Source organism: Bacillus sp. VA15, from assembly GCF_055721145.1.
In genome coordinates, this window is the sequence record NZ_JBVQPQ010000009.1 from 31,910 (window position 1) to 47,601 (window position 15,692).

A 15,692-nucleotide genomic window follows, 5' to 3' on the forward strand; every position below is an offset into this window, starting at 1 on the left:
AAAAAGGCAAAACGATGGGGCGAACCTGCCGATATAAAAAAGAAACAGCATATTCAAAATCATTGGGGGAAAAAGGAGAGCTCAGATGAAAAAGAAATTAGCAGCAGGGCTGACAGCATCTGCGATTGTCAGTACAACTTTAGCAGTGACACCAGCTGAAGCAGCAACGATTAAGGTCAAAAGCGGAGATTCTTTATGGAAACTGGCCCAAAACTACAACACAAGTGTGGCGGCTATCACATCCGCCAACCATCTTTCGACTACTGTTCTGTCTATCGGCCAGACGCTTACCATTCCGGACAGCAATTCAGGCACTTCATCTACTTCAAGCTCAACAACCAAGAAGAGCGGAAGTTCTGTTTACACAGTGAAAAGCGGAGATTCACTTTGGCTGATCGCAAATGAGTATAAAATGACGGTGCAGGAACTGAAAAAATTAAACGGACTAAGCAGCGACATGATTCGTGCAGGTCAGAAATTAAAGGTAGCCGGTACGGTTTCTTCAAGCTCAAGCTCAAGCTCTAGTTCCAGTACAAAAAGCAGTTCCAATAAGAGCTCAAGCTCTTCATCTTCTACCGGAACATACAAGGTGCAGCTTGGAGATTCGCTTTGGAAAATTGCAAACAAAGTCAATATGTCCGTCGCTGAATTGAAGGTCTTGAACAACTTAAAATCAGACACCATTTATGTGAATCAAGTGTTGAAAACAAAATCAAGCGGCTCTAATACGTCTTCCAAAGACACTTCATCCAATTCGAGCCAAACTTCAGCAACAAAGAATTATACTGTAAAAAGCGGAGATTCACTTTGGAAAATTGCAAACAACTATAACCTGACTGTACAGCAAATCCGAAACAGCAATAATCTGAAATCAGACATGCTGTACGTCGGGCAAGTGCTGAAGCTGACAGGTCAAGCATCTTCAGGCACTTCATCATCGTCTTCTTCGTCAAATGCTAGCTCAAGCACGACGACTACATACACGGTGAAAAGCGGCGATTCCTTATGGGTGATTGCTCAAAAGTTTAATGTAACAGCTCAGCAGATTCGGGAGAAAAACAATTTAAAAACAGATGTCTTGCAGGTTGGCCAAAAGCTGGTCATTACCGGAAAAGCTTCATCTTCATCCTCTTCTTCATCCGGTTCTTCAAGCACTTCCAGCTCAACAAGCGCGAAGATTAACACAATGATTGCCGCCGCTAAAGAGCAGCTTGGGGTTCCGTATCGCTGGGGAGGCACGACACCGGCCGGGTTTGACTGCAGCGGATTCATTTACTATGCACTGAACAAAGTTACATCTGTATCTAGATTAACGGCAGCCGGATATTGGAACACAATGAAATCTGTCAGCCAGCCTGCTGTCGGAGACTTCGTTTTCTTCACAACATATAAAGCCGGCCCTTCCCACGTCGGAATTTATCTTGGAAACGGGGAATTTATTAATGCCAACGATTCCGGAGTTGTCATTTCCAGTATGAACAACTCTTACTGGAAACAGCGCTATCTTGGTGCAAAACGATATTTCTAAAAACAGAAACTGTATGGCCTTAGCGGCTGTACAGTTTTTTTGATTAGAGCCTAAAGACGTTGATGCTGATCATATGCTTTGTCACCGGATGAAAATAGACTTCGGCCCGAACAGAAAAGGTATCAGCTTTCTGTCTGACCGTCACCCGAAAAACATCTTTCGTCTGCTCATCATTCACCTCGGTCCGCCCCATATAAGCGTAATCAGAAAATGAAGCACCCTTATATTCATCCTGAATTTTGCTCCAGGCGAGCTGTTCCCACTTTTGAACGGACTCGTCTGTGTCCGCTGAATGTCCTTTTGCGGCCATTGACAAGATGATCAATCCGCAAAAAAGAAGCGCAATGGTATACGGCAGAGATTTCATGTTTTCAGTCTCCTGTACCCAGATTATGTTCTATCATAGGTTTTCCAAAAGCGACAGCTTCATTCAGGCATTTTGATTTTATGTCTCCCTCATATTGCTATCCCTGTACTGCCGCAGACGCCAAGTTTTGCCCCGTCAATAACATGGGATGCGGCATAAACTAATCATGAACTTCTCACACAAGAAAGGAGAAGCGATTCATGGATTATGCCGATTACGATAAAGCGCTGTATTACACCCATCGTTCTCAATGGGATAATTTATTAATTTTAATGGTGCGTACAGAGGATGATTTGTTATCAAAACGAATCGAACATTTTCTGCATGCGTATCATTTTGAACAGGATTACGCCGTTCTTGAAAAGATGCTGTATTCCCTTCTCCGTTATATTGATCATGCCACAGAGCTGACCTACGAAGATCAATTAGCCTTGCTCACATAAACAAATCCCGGCGTTCAGACGCCGGGATTTCCTGCTTTTGCGAACATGCTGAGTTCTTCGACAAGCTCTTTTATGCTGACCTTTATTTTTTCCGTCACTTCAGCATTTTCAATATCAAAGTGCACGGGATCAAGCACGAGCTGCTTCGGAATGACATTGGCGTAGACACCCCGCATTACCGTTCTCATATTATTCAGCGCGTTGATGCCGCCTTTTCCGCCTCCCGCCACTGCCAATAATGCCACGGGCTTATATTTGAATTGATCGCTGCTTAGAAAATCCAGCGCATTTTTTAAAGCGCCGCTCATGCCGCTGTGATATTCAGGAGATAATAAGACAATTGCATCCGCTTTAGTGACGCGCTGCTTAAGCTCCTGTACCTGCAAAAGTGCAGATTGCTCCGCTTCTCCGTTAAAAATCGGCAATATAAACTCGCTTAGATCAATTAAGTCCGTGTGATACAGCGCTGAAATATAGGATGCGGCAATTCTCGTTCTTCCATGTTTTCTAGGCGTACCGTTTATGACTAACATGTTCATTTCGTAATCTCTCCATTCAAGTTATATTTCACTGCGAAAAGCGCTGCTTGCGTGCGGTCGGCCACTTCAAGCTTTGCTAAAAGATTTGACACATGGGTTTTCACTGTTTTTTCTGAAATAAACAAGGCTGCCGCGATTTCTTTATTGCTTTTCCCGTTCGCAATTTCGTTCAGAACGTCCTTTTCCCTGCGTGTTAATTGATAAAATTTTTCTTTTTCCGAACCATGCTGATTTCTCATATGTGTGAGCACATGGGGCATAATAGCTGAAGAAAGCTTGTATTGGCCGGCATGCACTTGTCTTAGTGTTTTCACCAATTCCTCGGGCTCCGTATCCTTTAATTGATACGCCTTCGCACCTGCCTGAAGCGCGGGGATGACGTGCTCCTGATCGGAGTAGCTCGTCAGCACAATGATATTGATCCCCGGAAATTGCTGTACTGCTTTTTTTATGGCTTGAATGCCGTCCATCTCAGGCATAGACAGATCCATCAGCACAAGATCAGGTTTTGTCTCTTCGATGACACGAAGAGCTTCTGTTCCGGTTGCCGCCTCGCCTGCAACTTCAATATCACCCTGGGTGGCAAAGAAAAAACGAAGCCCCTTTCTGACAACATGGTGGTCATCCGCAATTACAATTTTCATTGTACTGTCCTTCCTTTCTGATTGGTAAGCGGGAGCCTAATGGACAGCTTTGTCCCCGCTCCAAGTTCTGACTCAATCAAAAACTCCGCGCCTGCTTTTTCCACCCGTTCTTTCATACCCTTGATGCCGAGTGAAGGCAGACCTTCATGCTCTTCATAGCAAAACCCTGCCCCATGATCGATGATACTCAGCTCTACATGGCACGAAGAAGCAGTCAGACTGACATACGCCGTATCAGTTCCGGCGTGCTTTTTGCAGTTATTTAAAGCTTCCTGAACAACACGCCACAGCATATGCTCCTGCTCATCGGTAAGAACAGGACAGCCTTTTTGTGTAAAAATGACATTCAATCCAATGAGCGCGCCATAGCTTTTAATGGCTTCAGATAGCCCTTTTTCCAATCCTCCGGGGCGAAGCTGCCAAATTAACGCTTTCATTTCTGCGAGCGCGTCTTGTGATAGGTTTTGAATGAAATCAATCATCTGCTGCAAATTCTCATCTTTTGTCAGTGTTTTTGCCGCTCTGGCTGTTAAACTGACGGAAAACAGCATTTGATTGACAGAATCGTGAAGCTCCTGAGCGAGGCGGTTGCGTTCCATTAAAAGAGCATTTTTTTGTTTATATTCAGAAAGCTTCATGCGCTGTATTGCCGTTCCGATCTGAAAGGCGACAGATTCGAGTAAATGCAGCTCTTCCTCATCAAACATGGTTTTTCCGGCCGACGCTACATTTAACAACCCGAATCTCCTGTCCCCGTCCTCTAAGGGCACAGTTGCATGATGCGTAATCCCTTCTGTGTCAAAACAGTGCAGTTCCTTGGCTGATTCTATGCGCTTGCAGTTCATGATATTAGCCGCCCTTCTAAGCCCTCCGTTATTGAATTTTGTCAGGCAGTAGCACTCCCCTTCGCACATCAGCACTTTTTCCTTACGGCTTAAAGCCGGGGGCAGATAAGCGTCGGCCGCTAACGTATAGGACCCGTCTTCTTCGATCAGAAAAATCCAGCCGGATTGAAGGTTCGTCAGACTCAGCAATTCTTTTAAAACCTCATCCAGTGTTGCTTTGACATCGTGCCCTTGATTTAAGGTTTCCGCAATCGTTTTCAGCGTTTTTAATTTTTCCATCCTCGTTTTGCTCACGTTTCTCACTCCGGCATTGGTCTTGTTATTTTAGATTATACCAGTTTTTTGTATGTCTCTACTTCGCTTGAGGGAGGATTTTCTTTCAGACTTTTGGATGAGAAAAAGAAAAAAGCCGGATCATTTACAATGATCCAGCTTATACTCGAATTATTTTGCTGTAGCCTCTACAATGTCATCTACCGTCTTCATTACATCGTCAGAAAGAGCGGCAAGACGCTTTTCACTGTCTTCTAAAGAGGTTCCTTTTACGGCGAAATAGAATTTGACCTTCGGCTCAGTTCCGGAAGGACGAAGGCAGAACCAAGACCCGTCTTCCAGGAAGTATTTCAGTACATTTGATTTTGGCAAGTCGATCGCTTCTTCTTTGTTTTCCTTCAGAAGCATCCGTTTGCTTACAGCGTAATCTTCAGCTGTCACAACCTGTTTGCCGGCCATTTTTCGCGGCGGATTTTGTCTGAAGGAAGCAAGGATCGCTTCAATTTGCTCTGCCCCCTGTTTTCCTTTCAGCGTCAGGGATCTCAGCCCTTCACGATAAAAACCGTACTCGTTAAAGAGGTTGATGAGCGCTTCATACAATGACATTCCTTGTTTTTTATAGAACGCGCAAACCTCAACTGCCAAAAGCGCCGCCTGAATAGCGTCCTTGTCGCGGGCAAAATCCCCAATTAAGTAACCGTAACTCTCTTCATAACCGAATTGGAAGGTATACTGGCCTGATGCCTCGTATTCCTTAATCTTTTCACCGATAAACTTAAAGCCTGTCAGCGTATCAATCGTATCAAGACCGAATGAAGAAGCGACCGCACGCCCAATTTCACTTGTGACGATTGTTTTGAGAACGACACCGTTGTCAGGAAGGATGCCTTGTTTTTTCTTTTCAGAAAGCAAGTAATGAAGCAGCAGCGCACCGGTTTGGTTTCCTGTCAGTACTGTATATTGGCCTTGTTCGTTTTTCACTGCTATACCGAGACGGTCAGCGTCAGGGTCTGTTGCGATGAGAATATCTGCGTTCTGTTCCTCCCCAAGCTTAATGGCATATTCGAATGCCGCATGCTCTTCCGGGTTTGGAGAGGTAACAGTAGAGAAGTCTGAATCCGGCAGCTCCTGTTCTTTAACAACCGTTACACTTTTGTAACCGAGTGCTTCAAGACCGCGTCTGACCGGTTTATTTGCAGTTCCATGCAGCGGTGTAAAAACAACGTTTACATCTACTTCTCCGGATAATTCAGGATGAACGGAAATGGACGTTAATTTTTCTGTATAGACTTTATCAATGTCTTCACCGATGATCTTGATTAAGCCCTTTTCTTTTAACGCATTTTCATCGTCGACTGTGATCGTCAGCTCATTTTCAATCGCGTTTACCTGCTCAATGACGATGTCCGCTTCCTTTGGAGGCAGCTGGCCGCCGTCATCCCCGTATACTTTGTAGCCGTTATATTCAGGCGGGTTATGGCTTGCCGTTACCACAATTCCCCCATAGGCGTTCAGCTGTCTGACAGCGAATGACAGCTCCGGCGTCGGGCGAAGCTCATCAAAGACGTATGTTTGGATGCCTTGTGTCGCAAGTGTTTTTGCCGCTTCCATCGCGAACTCCGGCGATTTATGGCGGGAATCATAAGCAATGACAACGCCCCGTTTTTTCGCTTCCTCACCTTGCTGCGAGATGTATGCCGCAAACCCGGCTGATGCTTTGCGCACAGTGTAAATATTCATCCGATTCGTCCCGGCGCCGATTTCTCCGCGCATTCCGCCGGTACCGAATTCAAGGTTTTTATAGAAGCAGTCCTCAAGAGCCTGTTCATTCCCCTCTAATTCAGTGAGGCGCTCTTTAAGTTCCGGATCTAAATTTTCTGTCTGTTTCCAACGTTCATAGCTCTTTCTCCAAGTCATATTCGTCCTCCTATGTATCAGCTTATGCCATTATTTTATATGAAGCGGGTGCCTCTGTCACTTGTTAACCTGGGGTCTGGCACTTTCGGCACGTAAAAAGAAATAACGGGCTGAGAGACAGCCCGTTATGATTTATTGTTCGAGCGGTACAACCGCATCGTGTAAAAGCTTGTTGAGGTTTTCTATATGTTTGTTTTTTGCCTGCTCATCCCATTGGAATCGCTCGCTCATAAAATCAATAACGGCATCTTTATATGTTCTTACCCAATTGATATCAAAAAATAAACGTCCCGTTCTGCGGACAAAGAAGTCAGCAGGTGTTGCGGTCATCTCTTCTTCTATACTGTATTCTGCCTCAGCAAGAATATGAACCGGAATGTGGCGTTTCGCGGCCTCATCTTTCAATGCTTCCACGCGATTAAATACACGCTCTACATTGGAGCCGTATCTGATCGCCAGCTGTTTTGCGTCTTTTTCTGATAAGCCGGCTGCGATTCCTTCTTTTGTTTTCGTTGTAACGAAGGACATAAGATTTTTCGAACCACCGACGTGCCCTCCTGAGATTGGCATGTTTTTCGTTTTACATGGACCGAAATCCTTTTCGCCTTCTTCTTTTAAGCGATCGCGCACAAGATCGACGATGTGCTCCGCCATTTTTCTGTATCCTGTCAGCTTCCCGCCGGCGATGGTGATCAAGCCTGAGTCAGAGGTCCAAATCTCGTCTTTCCGTGAAATTTCAGAAGGGTCTTTGCCTTCTTCATGAATCAGCGGACGCAGCCCCGCCCAGCTGGATTCGATGTCATTCGCAGTGATATTCAGTTCCGGGAACATGTAATTGATTGAATTGATGACGTAATCACGATCCTCCGTTGTCATTCGCGGATGCTCCAGCGCCTCCTTATAAACAGTGTCTGTTGTTCCCACGTATGTTTTGCCTTCACGAGGAATCGCAAATACCATACGGCCGTCAGGTGTATCGAAATATACTGCCTGTTTCAGCGGAAAGACAGACTGGTCAAATACAAGGTGAATGCCTTTTGTATGCTGCAAATGCTTTCCGTTTTTTGAATGGTCTTTTTCTCTGAGCTGGTCGACCCAAGGGCCTGTCGCATTGACAATTTTTTTCGCGTACACTTTATATTCTTTCTTTGTCAGCATATCTTCAATTAATACACCAACTGCTTTGCCTTTTTCGTAAAGGAGCTCCTTCACTTTTGAATAATTCACAGGCTCTGCCCCGAATTTGACTGCTTCCTTCATGACCTCGATTGTCAGTCTTGCATCGTCAGTACGGTATTCCACATAGTACCCGCCGCCTTTTAAGCCGTCTTTTTTCACCAATGGCTCTTTTTGCAGCGTTTCTTTTGCTGAAAGCATGCTTCTTCGTTCTGATTTTTTCACACCTGCTAAGAAGTCATAAACTCTTAAACCGATAGAGGTTGTGAATGAACCGAATGTACCGCCTTTATGAAACGGAAGCAGCATCCATTCCGGGGTAGTGACGTGCGGGCCGTTTTCATAAACAATCGCCCGCTCTTTCCCTACTTCAGCAACCATTTTCACTTCAAATTGTTTTAAATAGCGCAAGCCGCCATGAACCAATTTAGTTGATCGGCTTGATGTTCCCGCCGCGAAATCCTGCATTTCGCTAAGCGCAACTTTCATTCCCCTTGATGCCGCGTCAAGAGCTGTTCCCGCTCCTGTAATTCCTCCTCCGATAATAAATAGATCATAGGTTTTTTTCGTCATGTCTGTCAGCATGCGATCTCTTTCAAGACTTGAAAATTGATGTTTCATTATTGCTCCTCCTTGTTGTCACGGTTTGTAAATAGAAAAAGAGACCACAACAGCCAAAGTGCATGCTTACACTTTGGTGCTGTGGTCTCTCCTCATCTCAGGACCGTTCTTATTAACTTGTAACCATTATATCATAGTATGATTTTATTTAAAAGCCATAGCTGCTTTGACGGCTTTTTGCCAGCCTTTATACAGCTCATTTCGTTTTTCTTCTTCTAATTCAGGTTCAAACCGTTTATCCAGGTTCCACTGGTTCGCGATTTCAGAACGGTCCTTCCAGAATCCCACAGCAATACCTGCCAAATAGGCTGCGCCAAGCGCAGTTGTTTCATTAATTTCCGGACGCTCCACAGGAACATTCAGAAGATCTCCCTGGAACTGCATCAAGAAATTATTTTTCACAGCCCCTCCGTCTACACGAAGCGTCTTTAATGAAATGTTTGAATCTGCTTCCATTGCGTCAAGCACATCTTTTGTCTGATAAGCCAATGACTCCAGTGTAGCACGAATAAAGTGCTCTTTTGTTGTCCCTCTTGTCAGGCCGAAAACCGAACCGCGCACGTCGCTGTCCCAGTAAGGCGTTCCCAATCCGACAAATGCCGGAACAACATATACGCCGTCAGTTGAATCCACTTTCTCTGCATAAGTTTCGCTAAGCGATGAATCTTGGAACATTCTCAATCCGTCTCTCAGCCACTGGATGGCAGAGCCTGCAACAAAAATGCTTCCTTCTAACGCATAGTTAACTTTTCCGTCAATGCCCCAAGCGATTGTCGTCAAAAGCCCGTGTTCGGACTTAATTGCTTTTTCCCCTGTATTCATCAGCATGAAACATCCAGTGCCGTATGTGTTTTTCCCCATGCCTTCTTCAAAGCACGCCTGGCCGAACAATGCGGACTGCTGGTCGCCTGCCGCTCCCGCAATCGGGATATTTTTTCCGAAAAAGTGATAATCAACAGTCTCCGCATACACATGGGAAGACGGCTTCACTTCAGGGAGCATGGATTTCGGTACGCCTAGAATGTCGAGCAGTTCATCGTCCCATTTTAAATCGTAAATATTAAACATCAGCGTTCTGGAGGCATTGGAGTAATCAGTCACATGCGCTTTTCCTCCTGACATTTTCCAAATGAGCCATGTATCAATCGTTCCAAACAGCAGCTCGCCTTTTTCCGCTTTTTCTCTTGCACCTTCTACATTATCTAAAATCCACTTCACCTTCGTGCCAGAAAAGTATGGATCGATTAAAAGCCCAGTTTTTTCTCTGAATTTATCATTATATCCTTTTTCACGAAGTTCCTCACAAATGCCGGACGTCTGTCTGGACTGCCAAACGATTGCATTATAGACAGGCTTTCCTGTATCCTTATCCCACACAACCGTCGTCTCACGCTGGTTCGTAATGCCGATGCCGGCAATTTGAGAAGCGCTGATTCCCGATTCAGAAATGACTGATGCAATAACAGCAAGCACTGATCCCCAAATTTCATTCGCATTATGCTCAACCCAGCCTGGATGCGGGAAGTATTGTGTAAATTCCTTTTGAGCGGAGTGAACGATTTTGCCTTCTTTGTTAAACAGAATCGCTCTTGAACTTGTCGTCCCCTGATCTAAGGATAAAATGTACGTTTCCATAAGGTGTCTCCCCTTTGATTAAATATATTTTGAATTTGATAATGTTTTAGCAGAATGTGATTTCGTATAGATATATAGCCCTAACAATACCACAACCAATATAACGCTTACAATCCAGAAGCTGCTTGTGATGTGCCCCTTAAATGCAGCGTTGTAAAATACGCCGCCGAATGATCCGCCCAAGATCGGGCCGACTACCGGAACCCATGCGTATTTCCAGTTTGATGATCCCTTGCCCGGAATCGGAAGAAAAGCGTGTGCAATCCGCGGACCTAAGTCGCGGGCAGGATTAATCGCATAGCCGGTGGTGCCTCCTAGAGAAATACCGATCGCTACAATGAGGAAACCGACGATTAAAGGATTAAGCCCTTCTGTAAATTGATTTGCCCCAATGGCCAAGATTCCAAGCACAAGGACAAATGTCCCAATGACTTCACTTAAAACGTTTGCAAATGTATGCGGAATGCTGGGACCTGTTGAGAAAACACCCAGCTTGGCAGCGGGATCATCCGTTGACTTCCAATGCGGCAGGTAATGCAGATAAATAATCACCGCACCGATGATCGCTCCGATCATTTGCGCCGCAATATAAACCGGAACCTCTTTCCATGGAAAATCTCCCACAAATGCAAGCGCTATCGTTAGCGCCGGATTCAAATGGGCTCCGCTGATGCCGCCAACTGCATAAGCGCCCATGGCAACACCCAATCCCCACCCAAATACAACAACAATCCAGCCAGACTGGAATGAAAGCGATTTCTTTAAATTGACACCTGCACAAACACCTGCCCCAAAAATGATAAGCAGCATCGTACCGATGACTTCTCCCCAAAATGCTGTCATAGCACATTCCTCCTAAAGTCACGATTAAGAAGTATGATAGAGAAGAAGAGAATAAAAAACCACAACAAACCGCTTTACGGGTGCATAAACATTTACCGTAAAGAGCTGCTGTGGTCTCCGAGTTCTCCATCACAATGTATTAACCTAGTGCAATTGTATCAGTGGATGAAAGCGGTGTCAATCATTTTCCGTTCAAAAAGTTTTCATATTTCTTCCATAATTTAGTATTTGATGTTGTAACAGCAACAGCCCCCGCTTTTAAGGCCTGTTCTACATCCTCTTCCGTACGGATGAAACCGCCAGCAAAGATGGGAATCCCCGTTTTCTCTTTAATTTCTTGAATGAGTGACGGAACGATGCCTGGCAGCACTTCAATGAAGTCTGGCTTATGCTTGCCGACAAACTCCATGCTTTTCTCCATCGCGCTTGTATCAAGCAGAAATAGGCGCTGAATGGCATAAATTTTCTTCTGCTTCGCTTTGGCAATCACGTTCGATCTTGTGGAAATAATCCCGGCGGGCTTGATGTCCTGGCAAATAAACTCCGCTCCGTACTCGTCATGCTTGATCCCTTGAATGAGATCGACGTGCACCATCATGTTCTTTCCATGCTTTTGTGCCTCTCTGATCACGCCCTTCAGCTGGCCGAGATGAATATCAAGAATAACACCGTAGGAAAATGAACTGTTCAAAAACTCATCAAATTGCTTCATATTGCGAATAGCCGGTAAAATGGGCTGGTTGTGAAAACTCATTGTGTGCTCCTTTAACAAATCACTTTTATATTAAATCGTCTGAAAGCTATCTTTCACCGTTTTCACGATAAAGGAAAGGTCCTCTTCTGTCAGGCAAAATGGCGGGGCGAGCTGGATGACGTTGTTGTAGCCGGCGACTGTATCGCCGTTTTTGCCGATGATCAGCCCTTTTTCTTTGCACGCCGCAACCACTTGGTTTACTTTATCGGCATCAGCCGGCTCTTTTGTCAATTTATCTTTGACGAGCTCGATTCCGATCAGCAGTCCTTTTCCTCTAACATCTCCGACTGCCGGGTGTTCTCTTAGGGCTTGAAGCTCACCTAAAAGCGTTGCTCCCAGGTCGCGGGATCGCTGAATCAGCTGTTCGTCCTCCATAATTTGCAGGTTTTTCAACGCCAATGCACAGGCAGCCGGGCTTCCGCCGAATGTGTTCACGTGGCGGAAACGGTCATAGGGAGCTTCACCTTGATACGCTTCGAAAATGTCCCGTTTAACAGCAGTCGCTGACAATGGCAAATACGCGCTGGTGATTCCCTTTGCCATCGTAATGATATCAGGCTTCACGCCATAATGCATAAATCCGAATGGCTCGCCTGTCCGTCCAAACCCGCAGATGACTTCATCGCAAATCAAAAGAGCTCCGTGACGGCGGCAAATGTCCTCCACCTTCTTCATATATCCGTCCGGCGGCATTAAGATGCCTCCGCCAGTAATGATGGGTTCCATGATGACCCCGGCAATCGTTTCGCTTAATTCCCATGTCATGATGCGGTCAATTTCATTTGCGCTTTCTAGCGTGTCGGCATCCTCAGGATTCCGGTATACATCTGGAGGAGCTGCATGCAGAAACCCCTGGCTTAAAGGCTCATATTTATATTTTCGCTGCGCCTGGCCGGTAGCTGAGAGCGCTCCCAATGTGTTGCCGTGATATGCTCTGTATCTTGAGATGAGTTTATAACGGCTGTGGTCGCCGTTTTGCAGATGGTACTGGCGGGCGATTTTAAAAGCAGTTTCGTTTGCTTCCGATCCGCTGTTGGAAAAAAAGATGACATAATCGCCGCCAAGCCATTCATTCAGCTTTTCCGCCAGTTGAATCGCCGGTGCGTGACTTTGCGTTAGCGGGTAGTAAGGCAGCTCCTTTAATTGCTCATAGGCAGCCTCCGCAAGCTCCTTTCTCCCGTAACCAATATTGACACACCACAAACCGGACATCGCATCCAAATAGCGGCGTCCATCTATATCGGTCACCCAGGCACCTTCGGCCTTTTGGGCAATCAGGCTGTCCGCTTGATGCGCTCCCTTCATGGCATGCCACACAAATTGCTCATCTTTTTGCTTTAATCCCTGATTTTGCTGAATGTTTTCCATCCCCATCATCTCCATTTCATTAGCGTTCACTAAAGTGCCAATTCAATTGAAACAGACCTTCTCTTATGTGATGTCTTGGTGATGATTTCCCTGCCTTCAATATAAAGCCAGACGGAGTTAGAGTCAATAAACCCCGGAAATAATAAAACATCCTCTTTCTCAAGAAGAAAGGGGATGCAGCATCCAAAGCAGAACAGGCAAAGTGACAATACTCAGCATCGTGCTGATAAAGGTCGCGCTCGAAACGACTTCCGGCCTTGTATTAAACTGGACAGCCATTAAAGTCGTGTTAGCAGCTGTCGGCATGGCGGCGACGAGAATCATGATTTGTTTTGTCATGTCATCCACCGGCAATATCAATGTGAAGCCTAGCGCAATCACCGGAGATACCATCAGCTTCAAAAGCAATGAATAAGAAATTTTTCTGTATTCAATATGCTTAAAAGAAATCAATGCAAGCTGCATGCCTAGAATGATCATAATCGTAGGAATGGCTGCATTTCCGACCAGCTCAATTCCTGTCATTAACTCTTTAGGAATTGAAATATGCATAAGCTGAAGTATTGCGCCTAAAAGTGCCCCGTACGCAACAGGCATACGGATAACCCGGGTCATGACCATTTTAAATCCGCCTTCCTCCGAACCTCCTTTTGCCGCATAATACAAGCCGATCGTGCTCATGATTAACTGCTGCAGCACCATTAACACAACGGCCGTGTCCAGGCCGGCTGTCCCAAACACCAGCAGGACAACAGGCGTTCCGTAATTGCCGTTATTCATAAAAGCGGATGACAGGATCATGGCACAGCGATCTTGGTTCGGATACTTATGAAAAAAAGATAAAAAGTAGACAAATAGAACAAGAACCAGGCAAAGCCCCAGCACAAAAATAGAGAGATAGACATAATCCATCGTCAGCTTGTTAGTATAAAACGTATCAAATGCCAGAAAAGGAGACATTAAGTATAAGGACATTTTGGACAGCGTTTGAATATCAAAGCCGAGCGTTTTCTGTCCGATATAACCAATTGCGAAAATTCCGAAAATAGGAACTAAAACAAGCAGAAACTCCATAAGGCACCTTCTTTTCCGATATACAATTTACTTTTATTTTAAAGAAAGCGCGTAATCGTTTCAATTCCGTTTTTAATAAAAAAACCCGCCATTTTCAGGCGGTTTCGGGATTATTTTTTATATTGAATATGATAAATATCACGCCGTCTGTCTTTTAGCTGGCGCACTGTACCGTTTTGGCGCTGTCTTCTGAGAATTTCCAAGTCAACATCGCCGATGACGACCATTTCAATATTCGGGTTTGTTTCGCCGACAATGCCGTCTCGGGCGAATTCAAAATCAGACGGGGCAAAGATGCCTGACTGGGCGTATTGGATATCCATGTTTTCCGTTTGCGGAAGGTTTCCAACCGTTCCAGAGATAACCGTATAAATTTGATTTTCAACCGCTCTAGCCTGCGAACAGTATCTGACACGCAAATAGCCTTGACGGTCTTCTGTACAAAATGGCGTAAAGATGATTTTGGCCCCTTTATCCGCCGCAATCCGGGCAAGCTCAGGAAATTCAATGTCATAACAGATCTGGATCGCGATTTTTCCGCAGTCCGTATCAAACACGCGAACTTGGTCTCCTGCGCTGATCCCCCACCATTTGCGTTCATTCGGCGTAATATGGAGTTTGTATTGCTTTTCGATTGTTCCGTCCCGTCTGAACAGGTAAGCGATATTATAGATCTTGTCTTCCTCTTCGACGAAATGAGATCCGCCGATAATGTTGACGTTATACTTCACAGCCAAGTCAGTAAACAGGCTGATGTAATCTTCTGTATACTCCGTAATTCTCTGCACCGCCAAGCTCGGTGACCGTTCCTCAAGGAAGGACATCAGCTGGGTTGTGAAAATTTCCGGGAACACCGCAAAATCAGATCTCGCGTCAGAAGCGACATCGACATAGTATTCTACTTGATTCGCAAATTCCTCAAAGGAATAAATTTTCTTCATTTCATATTGGATCACACAGATTCTCACAGGGAACGCCGATTTATAATAACGTTTTGTCTGCTGCGGAAGATAATCGACATTGTTCCATTCCATCAGCGTCGCATACTTGATCGAAGCTGTATCATCCGGGAGATAGTTCGGATTAATTCGCATAAGGGTAAAGCCGTTCATCAGCTGAAAAGATAGGACCGGATCGTAAATTTGGTGGCGAGTCACCTGTTCAACATACTCTCTCGCCGTCATTTCTTCTGCATATTTATGATAGTTCGGGATCCGTCCGCCTATGATAATGCTTTTCAGATTTAAGCGTCTGGCCAAGTCCTTTCTCGCCTCGTACAAACGGTGGCCGATCTTCATTCGTCTGTATTTCGGATGCACCATGACCTCAATTCCGTACATATTCAAGCCGTCCGGATTATGGTTGGTGATATAACCATCATCTGTAATGTCCTGCCACGTATGGCGGTCATCATATTCATCAAAATTAATCAGGAGACTTGAGCACGAACCGATAATTTCACCTTCGAATTCTGCACAAAACTGCCCTTCGGGAAAATGTTCCAGATGGCTGATTAAATGCTCCCGCTTCCAAGGCTCCATTCCCGGAAAGCAGTCCTTTTGAAGATCGATAATCTTGTCGATGTCTTGCTCTTCGATATTGCGAATGACCATTTTCTTTTCAAAACGGGTCAAATCTAATTTCTCAGACAATCTACTCGCTCCT

The 15,692-nt window shown here is 45.1% G+C and carries 14 protein-coding genes; 2 read left to right on the top strand and 12 right to left on the bottom strand.

Annotated features, from left to right (window positions below; genetic code table 11):
• Positions 1 to 85: 85 nt before the first annotated feature.
• Positions 86 to 1,528, top strand: coding sequence for a peptidoglycan endopeptidase LytF (gene lytF / locus AC0DBE_RS19275; RefSeq protein ID WP_472963401.1), 1,443 nt, complete (start codon positions 86 to 88; stop codon positions 1,526 to 1,528).
• A gap of 43 nt (positions 1,529 to 1,571) precedes the next feature.
• Here lytF and AC0DBE_RS19280 read toward each other — a convergent pair whose 3' ends face one another.
• Positions 1,572 to 1,895 (bottom strand): YqzG/YhdC family protein, encoded by a 324-nt coding sequence (locus tag AC0DBE_RS19280; RefSeq protein WP_014113177.1) that lies wholly within the window; start codon positions 1,893 to 1,895, stop codon positions 1,572 to 1,574.
• Between the two features lie 200 nt (positions 1,896 to 2,095).
• On the opposite strand from AC0DBE_RS19280, the gene AC0DBE_RS19285 reads away from it, so the two are divergent.
• A complete protein-coding gene (locus tag AC0DBE_RS19285) occupies positions 2,096 to 2,338 on the top strand; it encodes a YhdB family protein (RefSeq protein ID WP_003224139.1) in 243 nt (80 codons plus the stop codon).
• Positions 2,339 to 2,352: 14 nt separating this feature from the next.
• On the opposite strand, the gene AC0DBE_RS19290 is transcribed toward AC0DBE_RS19285, so the two are convergent.
• From AC0DBE_RS19290 to AC0DBE_RS19340, 11 genes are all read right to left on the bottom strand, one after another.
• Positions 2,353 to 2,877 (bottom strand): NADPH-dependent FMN reductase, encoded by a 525-nt coding sequence (locus tag AC0DBE_RS19290; RefSeq protein ID WP_014113176.1) that lies wholly within the window; start codon positions 2,875 to 2,877, stop codon positions 2,353 to 2,355.
• Entirely contained in the window at positions 2,874 to 3,521 is a 648-nt protein-coding gene (locus AC0DBE_RS19295) for a response regulator (protein ID WP_014113175.1), read from the bottom strand. The genes AC0DBE_RS19290 and AC0DBE_RS19295 overlap by 4 nt, the downstream gene beginning before the upstream one ends.
• Positions 3,518 to 4,660 (bottom strand): GAF domain-containing sensor histidine kinase, encoded by a 1,143-nt coding sequence (locus AC0DBE_RS19300; protein WP_472963406.1) that lies wholly within the window; start codon positions 4,658 to 4,660, stop codon positions 3,518 to 3,520. Before AC0DBE_RS19300 ends, AC0DBE_RS19295 begins: the two co-directional genes overlap by 4 nt.
• A 150-nt stretch (positions 4,661 to 4,810) precedes the next feature.
• On the bottom strand, positions 4,811 to 6,556 hold the full coding sequence (locus AC0DBE_RS19305) for a phospho-sugar mutase (RefSeq protein ID WP_472963408.1): 1,746 nt from the start codon (positions 6,554 to 6,556) through the stop codon (positions 4,811 to 4,813).
• A 132-nt stretch (positions 6,557 to 6,688) separates the two neighbouring features.
• A complete protein-coding gene (glpD, locus tag AC0DBE_RS19310) occupies positions 6,689 to 8,356 on the bottom strand; it encodes a glycerol-3-phosphate dehydrogenase (protein ID WP_472963446.1) in 1,668 nt (555 codons plus the stop codon).
• A 141-nt stretch (positions 8,357 to 8,497) separates the two neighbouring features.
• Positions 8,498 to 9,988, bottom strand: coding sequence for a glycerol kinase GlpK (gene glpK / locus AC0DBE_RS19315; protein ID WP_014113171.1), 1,491 nt, complete (start codon positions 9,986 to 9,988; stop codon positions 8,498 to 8,500).
• Between the two features lie 18 nt (positions 9,989 to 10,006).
• Positions 10,007 to 10,831, bottom strand: a complete 825-nt coding sequence (gene glpF / locus AC0DBE_RS19320; protein WP_014113170.1) for a glycerol uptake facilitator protein GlpF — start codon at positions 10,829 to 10,831, stop codon at positions 10,007 to 10,009.
• A gap of 181 nt (positions 10,832 to 11,012) precedes the next feature.
• The gene (gene glpP, locus AC0DBE_RS19325) at positions 11,013 to 11,585 is read right to left on the bottom strand and encodes a glycerol uptake operon antiterminator GlpP (RefSeq protein ID WP_014113169.1); all 573 of its coding nucleotides are present in this window, start codon (positions 11,583 to 11,585) and stop codon (positions 11,013 to 11,015) included.
• Between the two features lie 30 nt (positions 11,586 to 11,615).
• Positions 11,616 to 12,968, bottom strand: a complete 1,353-nt coding sequence (locus tag AC0DBE_RS19330) for an aminotransferase (RefSeq protein ID WP_472963449.1) — start codon at positions 12,966 to 12,968, stop codon at positions 11,616 to 11,618.
• Positions 12,969 to 13,112: 144 nt separating this feature from the next.
• Complete coding sequence (locus AC0DBE_RS19335; protein ID WP_072565995.1) at positions 13,113 to 14,027, bottom strand: AEC family transporter; 915 nt, start codon at positions 14,025 to 14,027, stop codon at positions 13,113 to 13,115.
• A 110-nt stretch (positions 14,028 to 14,137) separates the two neighbouring features.
• Positions 14,138 to 15,679, bottom strand: a complete 1,542-nt coding sequence (locus tag AC0DBE_RS19340; protein ID WP_409509556.1) for a GNAT family N-acetyltransferase — start codon at positions 15,677 to 15,679, stop codon at positions 14,138 to 14,140.
• Positions 15,680 to 15,692 lie beyond the last annotated feature (13 nt).